Genomic DNA, 19466 nt, shown 5'->3' on the forward strand with positions numbered 1-19466 from the left:
GTTTTTGGCTACGTTTGGAATTATTCGCCCATAAATTTTGCAAATCGGTCACCAGTTTTCTTAACAGATTGTGGTGTGACATGAGCATAGATATTCATGGTGGTTTTAATATCTTTATGACCTAATCGTTCCTGTACTTCTTTTATCGACGCACCACTTTCAAACAATAAGCTACAGTGGGTATGCCTAAATCCATGTGGAGTAATTTGAGGCTCCATCGGTGTCTTTTTGTAAATCCAGTCTAACCAATCGTTTACTACTTGGGGGTAGTACAACTTGTTTGTGTTTGTAGTGAAAAGAAACTGTTTTGGTGAATTCGTGTTATAGCCATATAAGATCATTATTTTCATTTGTTCTTGTTGCCAAATACGCAGTTGTTTAAGTGTAAAATCATCAAGCTGAATCGTTCTTGATGATTTTTTAGTTTTAGGTACTTGTAGAACTACTTGATTAAACTCGTCTTGAGCGATAGTTTTACCAATTGTTATTGTTTTATTGAAATAGTCTATATCTTCCCATTGAAGCGCCAATGCTTCGCTTTTACGCATTCCTGTATAAGCTAATAAACGGAAAAAAGTGTACAGTTTAACTGAATTATTTTCTTTAGTATTCTGTAAAAACAGTTGTAATTGATCTTTCGTGTAAAACTTCAAGGGTTGTTCTTCTTCAATTTTTCTTGGAAGCAATGTTTTAGACATAGGATTATCCTTACAGACTTCCATTGCTACTCCAAATTTAAATATTTGAGCAGTTGTTTTTCTCAAGAAACCATATTGTTTTAATGTTTTGTGCCACTCATTCACCTGTTTTTGACAATAACTAACACTTATTTTATCCAATCGTAATTCCCCAAAAGCAGGTAATATATGGTTCTTGCAAAAACGTTGAGCAACGGCAACAGAAGACGGTTTTACTCTTGTTCTGTAGTTATCAATCCATAATTCATACAACTCTTGAAAAGTTGTAACATTTATTTTAAACTCTTGTTTTTCTTTAAAGTCTACAAGTAGTCTATTAAGTGCTGTTTGCGCCTCAGCTTTTGACTTGAATCTTCTACGCTTTGTACGTATATCTTTTCCAGTCTTGGGATCTTTTCCTAAATAAGTTTCAAATCCCCAATATTTTTCGCCATTTTGTAATTTATAACAAAAAAATGTTGCCATTTGATTCTCTCCTTACTTCATGATTGCAGGTAGAGAAGTTATTTGAAGAATCAATTGCTTTTAAATTTATCGTGATTATTAGTTAGAAATTTTGCGATTATACTATTTTTCTCATATGGGAAATTGTATTTTTTGCTAAGATCAGAAATAAATTTTTCTGTTTCAAATTGGTTTTTAGTAATTTTATAAAAGAAATCCTCGACAGATGAATACTGTGAAATATCTTGATAGGCTAAGTCCATTTCGTTTAATAGCTGTTTTGAAGAATCAATCAGTATTTCTTTTTCACCGTATTTGAAATCCCCATTTCTTATCTTATCTTGAAGTCTACTGTTGGCTCTTTTGAAAAATAGCTCTTTAGAGATAGAGTGTTTTTGACTAGCAAACTCTTCGATAAGAGGATTGATATCATTAGCAAGTATCTCATTTAGATAAATTTCAAAATCTTTTGAGTAATATTTTGAAAATATATTTTTTATTATAGGATTCAATAACTCATAGTCTTTATCTAGCGAAAACGTATCACTATATCTTTCTTGGATGTCTTTAAAGACTTTGTGAGGTATCTCTGGAAAGTCCTTAATATATAGCTCATACCCTATATCGATAAGGTATGAAGTTATATACTCTTCTAATGTTCCCCATTTAATCCAGTCAATTGTTGAATTAGTGATAGTTGACAATAATTTCAGCTTTTGTGGATTTGGCAAATTGGTCCCACGTTCCCAGTTGGATATGGTCGCACGTGGTGAATTATCTATTTTCCTTCCAAGTTCTTCCATAGTAAAACCACATGAAAGGCGTAATTGTTTAATTCGTTTTCCTGCTTCTGAAGGATTCGGCTTCATCTTTTTTCTCCTTTTTATTTTTATAGATAGTATATCATATTTATAAAACAAAAGTATTTAAAAGTATTTACTTTTTGTTGGGAGCGTGATATATTATTCTCGTAAATACAAATAAATACATTTTTACACAATTTGTACTTGTTTGTACTTATTTAGGTAGAGGAGTTATAGAATAATTAATTAAAAAGGAGAGGTTTTTGTGGAAGCAATAAAATTAATGATTTCAGAAGAACAGGAGGAAATGTTTCTAAAACAGTTTTATCAAATTGCTACAAAGGCAATTGAAAAGGCTCAAGAAAATGCGGGTATGACAAGGGAATACCTCAATCAAAAAGAAATGGCAGAATACTTAAATGTGAGCGAAAACTTTTTAAAAAATGCGGTGAGAAATGAGGGATTACCTGTTGTTGAATTAGGTGCAAGAAAGTTTTATTCAAAAAAAGCAGTAAATGAGTTTATGTTTGCTCGAATGAAGAGAGGTGAAAGTTTTGAGAGAAGATGAAATAGCAAATTTAGTATTGAAAAGAATTGAAAAAAATATATAAAAGAGTGCTCCCGATAGTTTGGCGACCACAGGAAGCACTCGACAATAAAGTTCTGAGAAAACTTTATTTATAGCTATTATATCAAAAAGAAGGTGAAAAGGTGTTTTCTTCTGGAAATGTTGTAGTTGACAAACTTAGAGAAATAAATTTTGACGGAAATGTAATTCCACATTCGTGGTACGGTCAATTAAGAAAAAAAACGAAAAAAGGCGTTGAGAAGCCCTATTTGAATGCAATAGTTATCTTAGCAGAAATTACTTACTGGTACAGACCCCAAAAAATTTTTAACGATGAGGGCCAGTTAATTGGATATAAAAAGAAATTTATTGAAGATATTTTGCAAAAATCATATAAGCAATTAAGCAAAAAAACAGGACTATCAGAAAGAGCTATAAAAGATGCAATTGTGTACTTAGAGAAAAAGGGAATTATCAAAAGAGTTTTTAGAAATATTTATTATGAGCAAAGAGCAGTTACATTATCAAATGTTATGTACATTGTTTTAAATGTACATAAATTGATAGAAATTACTTTTCCTGCTTTAGATCGTGAAAAAAAGGAGTATGTGTCGAAAATCCGTCAGAGGGTTATCGAAAAAAAGAGATATGTCTCTTTAAAAAAAGGTAGAGGTATGTACAAATTCGTATATACGTATACAAAGACTACTTCACAGAACACATCAAAAACTACTCCCGTTATGGAAGAAGAGGATATTAATATAAAGAGGATTTACAGTAAGATTAGTGTTCTTTATGAAGCAAATAACGAAGATGGTCGAAAATTATTTCAAGTGTATCACTATTTGAAAAACGCTAATGTAGACATAAAAGATATCAGAAAAATCATTGAATTTTTATATGAAAATACTCAGTATCTTAACGCTCAATGCATTATAACACAACATAAAGCATGCGTTTTTCAAGCAAAAACAGATCAAGGACTATTCGATTACACAAAGTTTTTTCTAAAGGGACTTCAAATTAGATATAAAAATCAGCTTCTAGAAAATATAGAAACTACAGATCAATTCAATAAAGCCTTCGGAATTAAAGAGTTACCTAAAATCCCTATGCATAATTGGTTAGAAGGAGAAAAAACATGATTAAAAATCGTCTAATAGATCAGATTTTGTGTCTTGATCAAAACACAGATACTCTCGAACTAATCGAGAGTATCTGCTTCAATACTGTAGTTCTCGATTTAAGATCTGAAAATGACAAATGTGTAACTCACATCATAATTGACAGAAAAACAGCTCAGAAGCTTTCTGAGAGCCTAAAAAAATGGGCTGAGGGAGGTAACAATGAAGGTAATTAAGAGTAAAATTAATTGGTTGTCGATTAGTTTTCTTATTCTAACAGCTATGATTATTTTTACGAGTAACGTTGCAGAAGGCAGTATTTTCAACTGGTTTGATGATACTGAGAGTCAAACTGAGTTTTTAACTAATCCACTTTATCAGAATTATCTTAAAAAATATAACGGAAATTTTTACAGCCAGTTCGGTATGTGGATAGGCTGGTCTGTTATAAAATCAATGTTCGCTGTTGTCGATGGCATTCAAAATATGATTCCCGAGGTTTTAGATTTGTTTAGCTTTGTAGAAAGTACCGGATTGAACAAAGTCTATCAGTCAGTTTTAAATACAATTGTTATTGGATTGATGGTACTCTCACTAATGATTATTGGATATAAAATGGTGACTGGAAAAGGGACTTTAGACTTAAAATCGGTTGGAATGAACGTAGTTATGTCGATTGCATTGATTCTTTTAATGCCGACTTTGATTCACAGTGGAATAGAGTTTTCTAAAACATTTTATAATGATACGACTACGATTACAAATTCGGACGAAGGCGTGGCGTGGTCGCTGATTGAACAAGGGGTCACTGATTTAGCTTATATCAATAAAACAGATCAGTATTCAATGATTAACAAAACGAATGACCGGAATAATCTAACAAAAGAAAATTTTTGGAAAACGGATCTTACGCAAGTATTGACAGATAATGTAATTGATAAAATGGAAAAAGAGAACTCAACAGCTGATAACCTGCGTTATGAATTAGTTGAAAATTCTGATAATGAATTTGTTGCTACTAAATTTTCAGATAATTTTTTGTCAACCTTTGTTGATGGTATCAAATCAGGATATTATCGCTATCAAGCGAACCCGTGGGGAATTTCATTTGGATTGATTGCTTTAGCGGTAGCGTATGTTTTTAGTGCTTTCATTATAATTACAGCAATACTCGAGCTAGCATTCAAACGTGTACTCGGAGTTTTAGTATTTGCTACTGACTTAGAAACAGGACAACGATCAAAACAAGTTTTGTCAGATATTTTACAGTGCTATTTAACAGTCGGATTTCAAGGGTTTGGATTATCTATGTTTGCAATGTTCATAAATTACTTAAATACTGGCGAAGGTATCTCAACAAATATTTTTATAAAAACAATTGCTTATATCTGTGCTGTGTTTGTTTTAATCAAAGGCAGTGGAACAGTCATGCGTTACTTTGGTGTGGATATTGGACTCAAAGAAGGCTATGGGCAACTTGCTTCTGCTTTTGGAATGGGTGCAATGCTGTTTCGTAAAGGAACAGGTGGTATGAACCGATCTAAAGGTGGGAAAAATAGTGGTGGAAACGATCAAGCGGAAGGGGAAGAACGAAAACCTGAACGCAACTTTGGTCAATCACTTTCTCAAAAAGCTAATAAAACGGGGAAAACGCTTGGGTATGCTCGTGAACGTGGATTATCAGGCTTAGCTTCAGATGGAGCTACAATAGCTAGTGAAAGAGCAACAAAACCATTTAAAAGTATGCGTGATATAGCTAATGATACCAAGAATAAGTTCAAAGAAGGTTTAGATGATGGTACAGTGTCCGCTATTAATAAAAATAGCAAACCTATAGTAGCTAAAAACAAAGAAGATGAAACTGGAAAATATGCTGATAGCATGCCAACACGTCTTTCGGATAGAAAAGATGGGGCTAAGATTGAGAATGCCGATAGAATTATGTCTAGTTCTGAACGTATGCGTGAAGCAATGAAAAATAATGCTGAATCGAATAATAATCCTGCAAGTGCAATTCAGCAAAAAGTTCAACAAGATATTGAAGAACGTAAAAATGCTATGCATGGTCAATCTAAGTCTGCTGAAGAATTAATTAATCAGAAGCGACAGGAAGCAAAATACACGCCTGAAATAATGAATCGTGAGGAAATGTTGAGGAAACGTGTAGAAGGGCGTACTGGCGATAATATGGACGAAAAAGAAGCGTTGACCAAAGAAAGAATCCAAGAAGCTAAAAATTCAAATACCGGATTAGAAAAATTGGTCAAAGAAAATCTACAAAATTCTACAAGTAGTCAAGGTGGAGTAGATGTCCGAGAAAATATTCAAGGTTCATTGAATGGTCATGTCGGACGGAATGTTGATGTAAGAGAGAATTTACAAAGTTCTTCAAATGGTCAAGGTACTAAGACAATTGATGTTCGAGAAAATCTGCAAAGTAGCAGTACAAGTCAACCAAAAACAGTAGATGTTCGAGAAAATGTACAAAATTCTACAAGTAGTCAAGGGTTTAAATCAGTGGATGTCCGAGAGAATGTTCAAGGCAGCAGTGCAGGTCAACCAAAAACAGTAGATGTCCGAGAAAATGTACAAAGTTCTACAAGTAGTCAAGGATTCAAAACAGTAGATGTTCGGGAGAACGTTCAAAAAGATAGTGGAGAAATGAAAGAAAAAACACAAAAAATCAATATTGTTGAAGACAGAAAGTCAGCGAAAAAATTTGATTCAAATCATGAAACAGTGATTATTGATAGTGAAATTCGTGGAAATGATAAGGGATCAAAACCAAGACGAAGATTCACTTATGAAGACAACGAGTTATTCAGAGATACACTTAATGATCCTAATCCGCTTTTCGATAATCTATTAAAAAAATAAAAGGGGGGATTGTCATGCAATTAATTCTAAAGATTAGTACGCATGATTTCTTAGAACTTGACGAATTATGTGAATCAGTAAAGAATGCAACAAATGAAAAAATCACGGTCACTAATTATATTGAACTGATGATTCAAGAAGAATTAGAGATGAAAAATGAGCTTATGAATGAACTTATTCACATACAAAAAGGAGCATGAAAAATGGCAAGGAAAAAACAAAAATCAATTGCAGATTTGAAAAAAGAACTCGCCGAGTTGGAGAGAAAGCTTTATCCCGAACTGGGAAAGTTTGCCTATGAAAAAACAGGAATTTCATCAGTAAAAGAGTTTGAAGAAACTTTTGAGATTAATCAAAAAGGTACTCGAGAAAAATGGCAAAAGGCGGTAAATTTCGCTAATAGCGAATTTACCCTAGTGCATGAATTTCTTGCAAGCGATCAATTGTTGGAAACGAAGTTCCAACAATTTTTGAGAAGAAAAGGAGAGACAGCGTATCGAATTTTCTATCGAGAAGAGGCGCAAGAAGAAAGTGTTAGGTAGCTGATTTATCGGCTATCTAATCTCGATAAAATGCGGAGCATGAGGGTGCTCGTAGGGAGTTTACTCCCTCGACAAGCGGGGAAGGGTTCCCTTTCCCCTCGCTTGCTTCTTTTGAACTTAAAAATAATATTGGAAAGGAGAAGTGCGTATGGCAATTGATGTCAGTAAACTACCATTAGAAGAAAGGCGAAAGCGATATAAACGTAATGAAGATAGTCGACGACAAAATAGGCCGATAAAGTTTCGAGTAGACGATTATCAGTACCAAGAGCTAGAAAAAACAGCAGACATTTTTGGTTTATCTGTTCCAATGTACGTGAAGAAAATCGCAGTAGACAACGCAGGGAAAAGTCTAAAATATACCGATCGACAATATAAAGAAATTAATTTTCATTTACTAGCAATAGGAAGAAATTTGAATCAATTAGTGAAAACAGCAAATTATTTGCGTGTTCAGTTAAATAAAAAAGATACCGAGATACAAAAAGAAGAACATCAGAGTGTTTACTTATCTTTTACAACTAAGCAAGAGCGATTAAAGCGGTTATATGCTGAAAAAAATGATTTAATGATACAAATAAAATCAATAAGTGATCCATTAAACCGCTTGGAAAAAGAGTTGAATAAGTTATGGGCTCGATTATAAAAATTGCTTCAAAAAGTCGGAGTATTCATAATACAATTTCATATATGTTAAATAAACAAGAAGATTCTGAACTCGTGACAGGAATTGGCGTATCGAATGATTTAAATGCTATTGAGGAATTTAAACGAACCAATGAAATTTTTGGTGATAAAGGGAAAATAAAGCTTTGGCATTTTACACAAAGCTTTGATCCACTAGAAGATATTTCCGCTGAAAAAGCACATGAGTTGGGTGTTAAGTGGGCAGAAAAAGTGTTTCCTAACCAGTCAATTTTGGTCGTCACACACACAGACAAAGGGCATGTTCACAATCACTTTGGTATTTCGCCAAACGATCAGCGAACAGGAAAGAAAATGGATATTCGAAAGAATGATATTCGAGTTTTGCAGGCTTGGAATGATAATATACTTATTGATAATGGAATTAGCCCACTTGATATGTATAAGTATAATCATTTAGTTGCAGATCGTGAAAATTGGAAAGAACGTGAATTTAGAACTGAAAATAAGATTTCAAATCGAGAAAAAATAAAACTAGCTGTTTCTGAAGTTGCTCAGTATGCGAAAAATTATGATGACTTTCATGCGGAATTGAAGAAAAAACATTCTATTGAGACCTATCGATTTGCCAAAAATCAGCGTATTGGGTACAAACTCTTAGATTCTGAAGGTGAGTTAATCTTAAAGATTGGCGGAAAGCGTTTAGGGCAAAACTATGATATGAATTATCTTGATGATTTGTTCACAGAAAATAAAAAAGCGGAGCAAATTCAATCTGAAGAGGTACTCACTGAAATTGCTATTCGACATCTTGGTAAATCGTTAAATGGTAGAGCGGATAGTAGAATTAATTGGCAAGAACGAGCGCAACACTTTGAATTGGATAATGAGAATATACCATTTCTTAGATCATCAAAAGATTATGAAGAATTTTATGACAAATATAAATTTGAAATAGAGGACAGAATAGAAATTTTATTAGATGTTTTTGGTGAGAATAAAGACCAATTCTTTGGATTTGCAGTGGAAGAGGAATCTTTAAAGTATAAGAAGAAATGTGTAGATTTGGTGTATAAAAAAGTTGTTTATGATATCGCAGAGAGTTTATCAACTGATTATGACCAATTTAACATTCATGATACTGAACCCGATTTAGAACGTAATTTTAAGAAGCGTTATATTCAAGAAACAAAACGTGTTCTTTATTTATTTAATCGTGCAATTGATGATGGTACGATTGAAAAAGCTCGGAAAGAGTATGAAGAAACAGCAAGAAAAATTGATTATCAAAAACGACAAAATCAATATGATATGGATTTTTGAGTAAATAGGGAGAGGGAAAAAATGAACTATCCATATTTTAAAGTCTCGGCTTCAGAAGAAACTAAAGAAATATTCAACAATTTTTACAACCAAAACAAAGGAGTTTTTGGTTCCAAGGCAAATATGTTTCGTGTTATGGTTTCAAATTTACCAGTGTTAGCTAGTCCATCAAATAATAAATTTAATGATCCTGAAAGCATTAAATTTGAACAAAAAATTTCAGAACTAGAATCAATGATAAGTAATGAAGTAATTGAAAAGCTGGATGCCATTGATCAAAAGTTATCGTATTCTCTGAAAAACAAATACAAAACGGAGGAGAAAAAAGATGTTTAAAGTTTACTTCCCGTTTCAGTAGCTCGTTAAAGGAATTCTTTTAGTGCTACTAGGATTGATTCTTTTTGGAAGTTATCTAACAATTAAAGCCAGATATTTTCCAGAAGAAAAGCCGATAAAAATTGTAACAAAAGATTTAAAAATAGGTGAAACTTATCAGGCAGATGGGGTTGAGTTAATTTTTAAAAAGGTTGAATTGACCGAAAAAAGAAATGAATTTGCACAGCATGATCGTGTATTACAAGTGACCTATACAATGAAAAATGATACAGAAAATCCTATACGTCCGCAACAATGGTCGATTGAAAATAAGAATGGTGAAGAACTTTATGAGTATGCTATGATATTGGATAATCCAGAGTATATTGAAAGTGGCAAATCAGAAACAATAAATTACTATTATGAATTACCGATTGAAAGGCAGGAATACCAAATCGTAGTACGTAGAGCGAATGGTTATTTTGTTAGATTACCCTTTACTTTGTAAGTCTTATTTTGTTAGTGGCTTTTAAGTTAATATCAATTTTGTGATTTTTGAAAATGAAAGTGAGGAAATTGGAAGAATGGCTGATGAAAATAAAGTTGTTCCGCTTGAAACATTAGTGATAAATATGGAAGAGTTTGAGCAACTTTTTCTTGATTTTTTTATTCAATATGACAGGATTTATGATTTTAGTTCGTCACTAGATTTATTTGAATTAGAAGCAGAAATAATAGAAAACAGTCGAGAGGAGAATGGTAAAATCATCATTTCAGTAGAAAAATTCAATGAATTATTCTCAGAAACATTTGAAATAGATACAGATTATTATCAACCACAAGAAGTTTTTCGATTGTTTAGAGATCAGATTATTGGTATTAGTCAAACTACAAAATGAAAGCTTAATAAAGCAAGCGTTGAAAGAATTATTCCTCAACGCTTGCTTTATTTGATGGGCGCTTCATAATAGAGGTATAGAGAAGAGAGGTGTTCAATTTGGATACTATTACTCCAACAAACTTCAAAAAAAATATAGGTAAAGTGTTGCAAGAAGTAGTTCATTCAAATTCTGAAATAGAAATTACTAGGGATTCTAAAAATGGATTGAACGATGGCGTCATTATGATTTCTAAGAGAAAGTGGGAGCTGCTACAAGAAGAACTTTATTTACAACGAACGGGTACATGGGCTTATGTATCTGATTTAATGAAAAATGAGAAGGAAGATGACTTTAAAGTAGTTTAGTATGAAGGTCGATTGATAAAACGATGTGGATTAATGCTAAATAATGAGTAATTTTTCAATAATACAAAAACTGTGTACAATATTATAAGTAGAGAAACGCTAGTGTCGAAAAAAGATATTTTTCGTGAAAAGTAATAGGGGCTAAAAAGAAAGTATACAATTTATTTATGTTTCTAAGCATATAAAAAAGAGCGTTGAAAGGAATATTTCTCCTTCAACGCTTCTTTTTTAGAAGATTTTAATGACCATATCAGCTTCATTTTCAGGTTTAGGTAATTCATGGAAGCTTGTGTTTATAGTGCTTAATTGATCAACTAACCATGTTTTACTTTTTGACTCGTAGACAAATCTAAAATTAATATCATTGTTCTCGTGTTGAAGAGGTGTCTCCAAATAATCTGGTGAATATTCATAGTCAACGTAACCTGCTAATACAAAAGAGAGTAATCCATTATTTAGTGTCAGATTTAATGGATGGTCGTAAGCTTTTATTTTTTTTAACGTCATATTGTACATATCTTCAGCCATAAAAGTTGAGTTCGTGATTTCATCTTGGGTCTCATTAAAAAAGTTATCCGAATAATCGCTTATTTTTGAAAAGTCTTTATTGGCACCAGACTCAAAAAATTGTTCAACTTTTTCAGTATAAAGTTGTGCTAACGCTCTTTTTTCAATATTAACTTTGATATTTTCATGTCTATCAATTTGTGTGCTGTTCAGTAAGGGAAGATCAGCTTTTAGTTTTATATCGTCTTGATTTCTTTCAATTTCAATTGGCAAAATCTTTTCAGTAGATTCAGTTTCTGATAAAGGAACATCTAGTTTTTTATCATGATAATAAGCTTCAAATCCATCTGGAACCGGAAAAAAATGTATTGGGTAATTCTTTTCTGAGGTTGTTGTACTAGTTTCCGTACTTGTGGAGCTTGTGTCAGAAGTGGTACACCCGCTTATAGTTCCGATTAGTAGAGCGCTGGTTAGAATGATTGCAAATTTCTTCAAAAAAATTCCTCCTTAAAAATTGAATATGGACTAATACTAGTCCCATTGTAGCACACCAAATCTTTAAGATTAATAAGAAAAAGGACTGATTTTAGTCCAAAAGGTGTGCTATTCTTGGAAGAGGAAAAAATTATTGATAAAGAAAATGTAATCGGTAGCAATATTAGACGAATCCGATTAGAAAAAGGAATTGGTCAAACCGAGCTGATTAAAGACCTACAGCTTCGTAAAATTGCTATAACTAGGGAAACGTTGGTTAAGATTGAAGGTGGCCGCCAACACATTAAGTTAGATCAATTGAAAGCCATCAAAGATATTCTACAGGTGTCTTATGAAGATTTGCTTCAATGACTACTTGTAGTCATTTCGTTTAAAATTATTATGTTACACCCCTATGTTACTTGATAAAATAACCAATTTATTTTTTGAATGGTGGAGGTTTTGTTATGCAAAGTCAAATTGTAGATATAAGAATGTATTCATATAATTTCCCAGATAAGATATATTGTGAAATAAAGAGAGATAACTTAATCGATAGTTTAGAAGAAATGGCAACAGTTAATGATGTGGTTTTTGTGACTGGAAATAGTGGGATGGGTAAAACAGTTTTATTAAAACAATTTTGTGAGAAATTTAATGCTATTTCTCTTTTTATTTCTCCAACTAATAGTAATTCAATGTCTATCGATCTTGCATTGATGTCTTTAATAGAACAAATTGAATTTTTAATGAGGAAGAAAAATGATGTAGAGCTACCAGAGTCTATTCAGAAACTCAAGATAAAATATGGAACGAGTATAGCAGCATTATCAAAATTTGCAAGACAAAATCAAACAGTTTATATCGTGTTAGATGGTCTGTATCATTCTACAATTGAAGATAATCTCTTTATTGAAAATCTTATGGAATTGATACCTCTTGGGAAAAAGAATATCAAAATCATAATATCGAATACTGAAGAGAATAACATATTGGACGATTGGATCTATGAAAATAGAAGCTCGAAAAAAGATTTTTCTATGGTTGGCTTGACTGAAAATGAAGTAGAAAAAATATTTAGCGAGTACAAATTAGAAGCAAGTGAGATAGAAGATATCAGATCAGCATTTAAAGGAAAACCATCAGACATCACTGAGTTAAAGTATGTTCTTGAAAATACTAGTAATTCTAGAAATGATGTTCAAGAATTAATTGCAGATGTCAAAGGAGATATATTTAATTATTTATGGAGTAAGAGTAATTTTGATGAAAATGAACTTAGAATTTTAGCGTATGTTATATATTCTAAAAAAGAAGTGAAAATTACTGATTTAGAAGAAATTTTAAATTTAGAGCAGGAACACCTAAAAGAAAAAATCGATAGTATTATGTTTCTTTCTCTAAATGAAAATATTATAAAAATTCGGAACGAAAGTTATATAAAAGGCATCGAAAATAAAGTTAATTATTTAAAAAAAGAAACCTATGATGATTTAGCACAATATATATTAAATAATGAAATAAAAAAAGACTATTGGTTACTTGCAACATATTTTGAACAAGCAGAGAATTATGAAGATTTATTTTCAATGCTAGATGATCATAATTTGGTTAGTAGTATAGTTCAATCTAGTTCGTTGAGTTCTTTAAAAATGCTTGTTAACAGCGGATTGAAAATTTCTACTCAAGCAGAAAATATACCAAATATATTTAAGTATTCCTTGGCAAATTCAGTTGTTAGATCTAATAAAAAAAATGATAAAAAAGTTGAAATTGAAGCACTAATGTTGACCAATCAAGAAGATAAAGCCTTATCGTTTGCTCGGAATTCAAATATTTTAGAAGATAAAATACTTGGTTTATCAATAATAGCCCGAAACCAGAAGGAAAATAGAGGAGTTCCTGATTTACAAATAGTATCGGAAATAAAGAGTTTGTATGAAAACCTTGATTTAAGATACATAAGAGAAAAAGGAATAGAAATCGCTTCGGAATTAATAACTGTAGATGTGGATATGTCAATAGAATTATTGGAAAAGTCATTTAATTTGGAAAAAGAAGGAAACTCATTAGACAAGATAATGTTGGCGCTATCAATGGATGCTTTAAATTCACGTAAACTTGATAGTGATAACGCATTTATAGAGTCTGTTAAAGAAAAAATGAAGAGTCCTGATTTAAAAGATGCTTTTTCAACAATGTTTAATTTCAGTAAAAGTATACCAGAAAAATACTTATTGGATGAGATTAGTAAGATTTCATCTTTGGATGCTAGAATAGTATTTTTGGCAAATTGGTGTGAAGAAAATGATGCTAAAAATTATCGATTAAATATATTAGAATATGCTTTCGATATAATTGGTTCTCATAGTGAGTATAAGTCAAATTTAGGAGTGTATTATAAATTATCTGAACAGTTAAAACTAGAGAAGGATTTTTTTAAAGAGTTTGTTGAATTATTTGATTCAAGAGATGAAATTTTTAGAGAAAATGGCTCCAATGTATTATATATCCGTTTATTATTGAATGTACTTAGTTTATTAGATAAATTTGATAAACTTGAAACTGCGAATAGATTAGACCATTTATATGCTTATGTGGAAAAAATTGAAGATATATCAACTAAACTAGAATGTAAGTGCTATATGTTAGTTGCTTGTAAAGATTTTTTGAATAAAAATTACTTAGAAGACGAATTAGCTATTGTAGCTACATTGCATAGCGAAATTCAAACAGAATTAAAAGAAATAACTAGTAATTTTGCTTATCAGGAAGAATTATTAACCAAACCTTTGGAAATATTAGCTATATCAGATTTTTCGTTTTGTTTTGAAATTGTTCAAACTGTGAATACTATTATAAATAAAGAAAAACTATATGAATCTATTATTAAAGGGCTGATAAATAATGGAATAATTAATCAATCTACAACAGAAAATATATCAGATATTATTGAAAAGATTCTACATCTATTAGAAAAGATAAGTTATGATATTAATTATTATGATGATGGATTAGAAAATACTTTAAATGCATTAAATTATTTGAATTCGAATGATAATAAAAATTTAGATATCAGAAATAGTACGTATTTTAAATTGTTAAATTCAATAAATCGTATAAGAGAATCTACAAAGAAACTTCGATGTTTAGCTGTGTTATTAAATATTTTTAGAGAGAAGCCATTTGTAAATGTTGCGCAGTTACAAGACAATATTATTCAAAATTGGGAGAGTATTAATATTTTACCTAGAAAAAACATTGTTGGTTATGAGTTAACAAAAATATTAGCAAATAATAATTATGATTTAGCTGTTAATCTAAGTACGAAAGTTTTAGATGAAAAAAAGAAACAGAACCAGTTTGAATCAGATGAGTTTTGGACAGTAGTTTTTTCATTGAGAATTCTAATACATTCTTTGCAAGGGGTAGATAGTAGAGATACTCTTAATATAAATCAATATATTGATAGAATTAGAAAATTGATTTATACATTAGAATCAAGTGGAGAAAAAGCAGTGCTATATTCTCAGCTTTTAATTGCATTAACTAGGAGTGAAATTAATACACCGATTAAAGACTTAGTTTTGAATATTACAGATGAAATTGATAGTATATCGGATAATGACGAACGATATAAATCTAGTGTGCTAAGGAGATGTGCTCCAGCGTTGTTTATCCATTCTCGATCTTACTTGGAGAATAATTATTCAATAATGTCTGATAATGAGAAAGATGAAACATTATATGAAATATGTATTTATTTTCTAACAAAAACACTATCCTTTGAACCATTTTATTTTGGATCAAATTCAAAGTATGAATGCACATATACAGAAATGTTAGAAATATTATCTTTAGTAAAAAAAATAGAACATGATTCAACTAAGTATTCTGTTATTAAATTAATGTTGGATATTGTTAGAGAACATAGGGGAGAACAGTTAACACAAGAAAGACGGCATGATTTATGTAAAGAAATATCAGAAGTAGTGAGCATTTCATTTGAATCAGACGATTTTATTAAACACAGTGGTTTTAAAATTTTATCTGAGTATTATATCTGGTTAACTTTTAAAAGCTTTACAAAAGATAAAGTAAATGACTTTTTAAATGAAATTGATAGAATTCCGAATAACTCAGATAAGGTTTTTTGTATGACTATTGTTGCATCTGAGATGCGACCTAAGTATTCTTCTTTCAGGGATGAAATACTTGATAGGGCTGAAATATTGATTGATTCATTAGGTTCAACATCTGAAAAAATACTGAGACTAGAAGAAATGGCTGAAGCTGTTCATAATAAAAGAGATTCCAAAGAAAAATATTATATAAAAAAGGCATTGGATTTAATTGATAGAAATTCTGAAGAAAATGATGAAAATGTAAAAATTGAAAAAAGGTTAATTGATTTAGCTCATCAATTAGATCCAGAATTTGCAACAAGTATAATATCTTCGATTCCTGACTGTAACGAAGAAAAGCAACAAAAATTAAAAAAACAATTATCTTATCTAGAATTAAATGATAAAGTCATTAATGATAAAGGGACAGAAGATTTTACTCAGTTAGATTATAATTCCGCATTAAAATTTTGTAATGTTTGCTGGAAATCATATGGTCAACAGCTATCTAGAAGTATACGTCCAAGAAAACCAGAGCAACTATTAAATTATATAAAAATTGCTAATAGGCTACCCATAGATAAATCATTTCCAATATATAGTTGGTTTATAGAAAATGTAAATACAAAATATAAAGGGAAGCAAAGTGCATATTTTGAAGCTGTTTATACCGCTTGTAGATTTGCTCTTCTGAGTAAGCAAATTGCTGAAGATAATGAGGCGCAGATGGAAGAGTATTACAGTGAGGAAACTGAAAGTATTTCTATCCTTACAGGAATGAAACCTCAAGCTGTTAAATTTATAACTAGTAAACTAAAAATTGACAATCCTGAAAGAATAATTATTTGTGATCCTTATTTTGATAAAGAAGATTTACATTTTATTTACTCATTGTATGAAGAATTCGAAAATGAAGATCTTGAATTTTTTATTTTAACTAGTGATAAACAGCTGAGAAATAATGATCAAGGTAGTAACTATAAAACGGAATTTCTCGATTACTGGAAAGAAAAAATAAGCTTGGAAAAACCTCCGTATATAAATGTTTTTGTAGCCAATGTTGATAGTACAAATGAAAGTCCGTTCCATGATAGATGTATAATTACGGAGCATAAAGGAGTGGTACTAGGGGGTTCGATAAACGGATTAGGCGGTAGCAAAGAAATTAATATTCTCGCTGTGTCTGAAGAAACTAGGTTAAGTAGAGAGGAATATGTATATCATTATTTCAATAATGATCATAGGTATTTTAGAGAAAATAAATTAGATGTCAGTATACAAACTTTTAACATATAAAAATAGTTAGGTATGAAAAATGATTGCTAATAATCACGATAACTTTAAAAACACTTGAATCCACAAATAACTTCTCTACCTGCTGTTTTGGCTACGATATTGGCTACGTTCTCGATGATATTACCTGATAATATACACTGTCAGTCTATGGAAATTTGTTAAATGAAATCTTTATTTAAAGCCTGTTCCGTTCCATTGCTTCCCAAAAGAGTAATTGGAAGGGTCTGTGGGGTAACAACTATTTTGAAGCTAGAAACCTTTATGTATAAGGGTTCTAGCTTTTTATGTTGCTCTAAAGTGCAAAATATCAGTGAAAAGGTCTGTGATACGATTAAGAACAAACAAAATTAGCAAACTTTGTAGCTGAGTTTTTAGCTTCCTCAGACATCATATGATAATAAATTTCTAAGTCAGGTTACTTGATCGTTTTGTTTGAGCTTTATTGATGCCTGAACGATTCATTGAATTTTTGGCACAGCTACCGCAAGTGTAGTTATGGTTACAATTGTTATTAGGATATTAAAACCTTAGTAAACGATGCTTAACAGAGGACTAGCATATGAGAATAAAAACTTGAAGGTACTAACAGTAGGAATGAATTTCAAAAGCGATTAAGTGTGTAATTTCTAGAAGATAGGTTACAGGAATGGTTACGAGAGAATTACGATGTAACCATTCATCAGATCAAACAAAGTAGTGATAGTTATGATCACAAGACAGTCACAACAGTTATTTCTATCAGGTGCACAGGCTAAATGAGGGGAGTAGCATGAGGAAAACAAGCAGATGTTCGTATCGTTACACCTCTTTTTAAAAATAATTGATTGTAGTACTGCAAGAATGAATGCAGTACTAAAATAAATAATTGAGAAGGAAGGAATTTAGTGATGATAAAATTACTCATGTTATTATCGGAATTTTATAAATGATATGGCATGTTTGTTTTCGTTGTTATTTAATACATAAAAATGGAAAATTTCATACAGTTGCTAAACTAATCTAAACGAATGTTTTTTATTTATTGAGGGAAATATGATTTAAATAATATTTAAATTAATATTATTATTTGAGTGAATTTTATTTACAATTATTGGTGATGATGTTATATTATAGTTAATAGAACCCCGCACACCTCTTAGCAATGTGTCCCAAGCGGGGACGTTTTTGTATATAGGAGAAAACAATGGCGTATAATCGATGTGCTACAACGCTTGATGAACAAATCGAAATACTGCGATCAAGAAATTTAACGATTGATGACGATTCTTTTGCGAAAAATGCAATTAAAAAAATAGGGTATTTTAGGTTTAAAGGATATTGTTTACCATATTATCAAGCGAAAGACTTCTTTGAAGACGAGGTAACCTTTAACCATATTTATGAGAATTATCGTTTTGACGAAAGGCTAAGGTTATTAGTGTTTCAAATTATAGAACATATTGAAATTGAATTGAGATCAGTTATAGGTAATGAATTTTCGCTATCAGCGTCACCAGTAGCCCATTACGATAGTCAGTATTTTGAGAATGAAACCTATCATCAGATGTGGCTAGCCTCTTTTCAAAAGCTTGTGGATCAGTCAGTGAAGCGAAAAGAGCTATATACGCATCATTACATATCTAATTATGAGAATACGTTTCCGATATGGGTTGTACTGGAAATATCCGATTTTGGGACCTTATCAAAATTTTACAGTAATTTGATGGCTGACTTTAAAAACAATATTGCTAAACAAAATTATGGAGTTTCAAGTAAATTCTTAGCGAACTGGATCTATGTCCTTTCGGTAGTTAGAAATATTTGTGCGCATAACGGTAGACTATACGATAAAATCATTCCGATTCGTGCTAAATGGTCAAAGAAAGAACGAAATTTAACAAACGATCGGCTTTTTGCAGCTATATTAATTTGCAAAAAATTATGTCTTGATAAGGAATATTTTTCTTTGTTTTTCAAAAATCTACGTACACTGATTAATATTTATGATGAATATATTGATATTTCTCTTATTGGGTTCCCAGAAAATTGGGAAGATCTTCTTGAGGGAGTATAAGCAAACGATGGATAGGGAACTTTTTCCGGCTCTTCGACATTTAGTGTTGGTAGAGAAAGATACGACTGAAAATTTAGGATCAGCTCCTTTTTTGGTTTTGAATATAGAGTGTGCATGTAAAGAGTTCGTAAAGGAAGTACGAAGAAATCCATAAAGTTTTTTAGCACAAAAGGGGCTCCAAAATTGTACGCTCCCTAATGTCTTGGATAAGGGCGAGATTGCGCTGACCAGTACAGGTCTACGACAATTCTATCACACCCATACAGCACCAATGATATTGGTATACTTATGGGTGTTTAGTTACGACTCTCTTTGTGAACGATGCGAGGGTAATCTTTAGGATCAGTGTAGGCACAAAAATGAATAGAAATTCTGCATTAGATGTCGATGTAGATATTTGAGAAGTCCATCACTTTGATGGGCTTTT

Annotated in this window: 18 protein-coding genes; 15 read left to right on the forward strand and 3 right to left on the reverse strand. The window is 31.2% G+C overall.

Annotation, left to right across the window (positions count from 1 at the left end):
- Window positions 1-20 precede the first annotated feature (20 nt).
- Together IGI82_RS02560 and IGI82_RS02565 are read right to left on the reverse strand one after the other, a co-directional pair.
- Window positions 21-1163, reverse strand: coding sequence for a tyrosine-type recombinase/integrase (locus IGI82_RS02560; protein ID WP_137604755.1), 1143 nt, complete (start codon window positions 1161-1163; stop codon window positions 21-23).
- 50 nt (window positions 1164-1213) lie between these two features.
- Window positions 1214-2011, reverse strand: coding sequence for a helix-turn-helix domain-containing protein (locus tag IGI82_RS02565; RefSeq protein ID WP_137604754.1), 798 nt, complete (start codon window positions 2009-2011; stop codon window positions 1214-1216).
- A gap of 199 nt (window positions 2012-2210) precedes the next feature.
- On the opposite strand from IGI82_RS02565, the gene IGI82_RS02570 reads away from it, so the two are divergent.
- The 12 genes from IGI82_RS02570 to IGI82_RS02625 all read left to right on the forward strand — a co-directional run bounded on the left by IGI82_RS02570 (window position 2211) and on the right by IGI82_RS02625 (window position 10585).
- Window positions 2211-2513, forward strand: a complete 303-nt coding sequence (locus IGI82_RS02570; RefSeq protein ID WP_002313373.1) for a helix-turn-helix domain-containing protein — start codon at window positions 2211-2213, stop codon at window positions 2511-2513.
- Between the two features lie 269 nt (window positions 2514-2782).
- Entirely contained in the window at window positions 2783-3658 is an 876-nt protein-coding gene (locus IGI82_RS02575; protein ID WP_025480856.1) for a hypothetical protein, read from the forward strand.
- On the forward strand, window positions 3655-3873 hold the full coding sequence (locus IGI82_RS02580; protein ID WP_137072722.1) for a hypothetical protein: 219 nt from the start codon (window positions 3655-3657) through the stop codon (window positions 3871-3873). Before IGI82_RS02575 ends, IGI82_RS02580 begins: the two co-directional genes overlap by 4 nt.
- The gene (locus IGI82_RS02585) at window positions 3860-6514 is read left to right on the forward strand and encodes a pLS20_p028 family conjugation system transmembrane protein (protein ID WP_438841759.1); all 2655 of its coding nucleotides are present in this window, start codon (window positions 3860-3862) and stop codon (window positions 6512-6514) included. The genes IGI82_RS02580 and IGI82_RS02585 overlap by 14 nt, the downstream gene beginning before the upstream one ends.
- Before the next feature lie 14 nt (window positions 6515-6528).
- A complete protein-coding gene (locus IGI82_RS02590; RefSeq protein ID WP_137604752.1) occupies window positions 6529-6714 on the forward strand; it encodes a hypothetical protein in 186 nt (61 codons plus the stop codon).
- A gap of 3 nt (window positions 6715-6717) precedes the next feature.
- Window positions 6718-7056: a hypothetical protein gene (locus IGI82_RS02595; protein WP_099098420.1), complete on the forward strand. Its 339-nt coding sequence runs from the start codon at window positions 6718-6720 to the stop codon at window positions 7054-7056.
- 148 nt (window positions 7057-7204) lie between these two features.
- On the forward strand, window positions 7205-7702 hold the full coding sequence (locus tag IGI82_RS02600; protein ID WP_047632222.1) for a plasmid mobilization protein: 498 nt from the start codon (window positions 7205-7207) through the stop codon (window positions 7700-7702).
- Window positions 7687-9024, forward strand: a complete 1338-nt coding sequence (locus tag IGI82_RS02605; RefSeq protein WP_137604751.1) for a relaxase/mobilization nuclease domain-containing protein — start codon at window positions 7687-7689, stop codon at window positions 9022-9024. Before IGI82_RS02600 ends, IGI82_RS02605 begins: the two co-directional genes overlap by 16 nt.
- Before the next feature lie 21 nt (window positions 9025-9045).
- Complete coding sequence (locus IGI82_RS02610; RefSeq protein WP_137604750.1) at window positions 9046-9360, forward strand: hypothetical protein; 315 nt, start codon at window positions 9046-9048, stop codon at window positions 9358-9360.
- 43 nt (window positions 9361-9403) lie between these two features.
- Window positions 9404-9847, forward strand: a complete 444-nt coding sequence (locus IGI82_RS02615) for a hypothetical protein (protein WP_246038407.1) — start codon at window positions 9404-9406, stop codon at window positions 9845-9847.
- Window positions 9848-9923: 76 nt separating this feature from the next.
- A complete protein-coding gene (locus IGI82_RS02620) occupies window positions 9924-10238 on the forward strand; it encodes a hypothetical protein (protein WP_246038406.1) in 315 nt (104 codons plus the stop codon).
- A gap of 98 nt (window positions 10239-10336) precedes the next feature.
- Complete coding sequence (locus tag IGI82_RS02625; protein WP_002322861.1) at window positions 10337-10585, forward strand: type II toxin-antitoxin system Phd/YefM family antitoxin; 249 nt, start codon at window positions 10337-10339, stop codon at window positions 10583-10585.
- 228 nt (window positions 10586-10813) lie between these two features.
- Here IGI82_RS02625 and IGI82_RS02630 read toward each other — a convergent pair whose 3' ends face one another.
- Entirely contained in the window at window positions 10814-11587 is a 774-nt protein-coding gene (locus IGI82_RS02630; protein ID WP_438841760.1) for a hypothetical protein, read from the reverse strand.
- Window positions 11588-11692: 105 nt separating this feature from the next.
- Here IGI82_RS02630 and IGI82_RS02635 point away from each other — a divergent pair, with 105 nt between their 5' ends.
- From IGI82_RS02635 to IGI82_RS02645, 3 genes are all read left to right on the forward strand, one after another.
- Window positions 11693-11938, forward strand: a complete 246-nt coding sequence (locus IGI82_RS02635) for a helix-turn-helix domain-containing protein (protein ID WP_137604747.1) — start codon at window positions 11693-11695, stop codon at window positions 11936-11938.
- 95 nt (window positions 11939-12033) lie between these two features.
- Window positions 12034-16986 carry a hypothetical protein gene (locus IGI82_RS02640; RefSeq protein ID WP_438841761.1) on the forward strand — a complete coding sequence of 1651 codons (4953 nt, stop codon included), beginning with the start codon at window positions 12034-12036 and terminating at the stop codon, window positions 16984-16986.
- A 1183-nt stretch (window positions 16987-18169) separates the two neighbouring features.
- On the forward strand, window positions 18170-19039 hold the full coding sequence (locus tag IGI82_RS02645; RefSeq protein ID WP_128489780.1) for an Abi family protein: 870 nt from the start codon (window positions 18170-18172) through the stop codon (window positions 19037-19039).
- Window positions 19040-19466 lie beyond the last annotated feature (427 nt).

This window comes from Enterococcus sp. AZ067, from assembly GCF_051715005.1.
Classification (GTDB): Bacteria; Bacillota; Bacilli; order Lactobacillales; family Enterococcaceae; genus Enterococcus_D; species Enterococcus_D casseliflavus.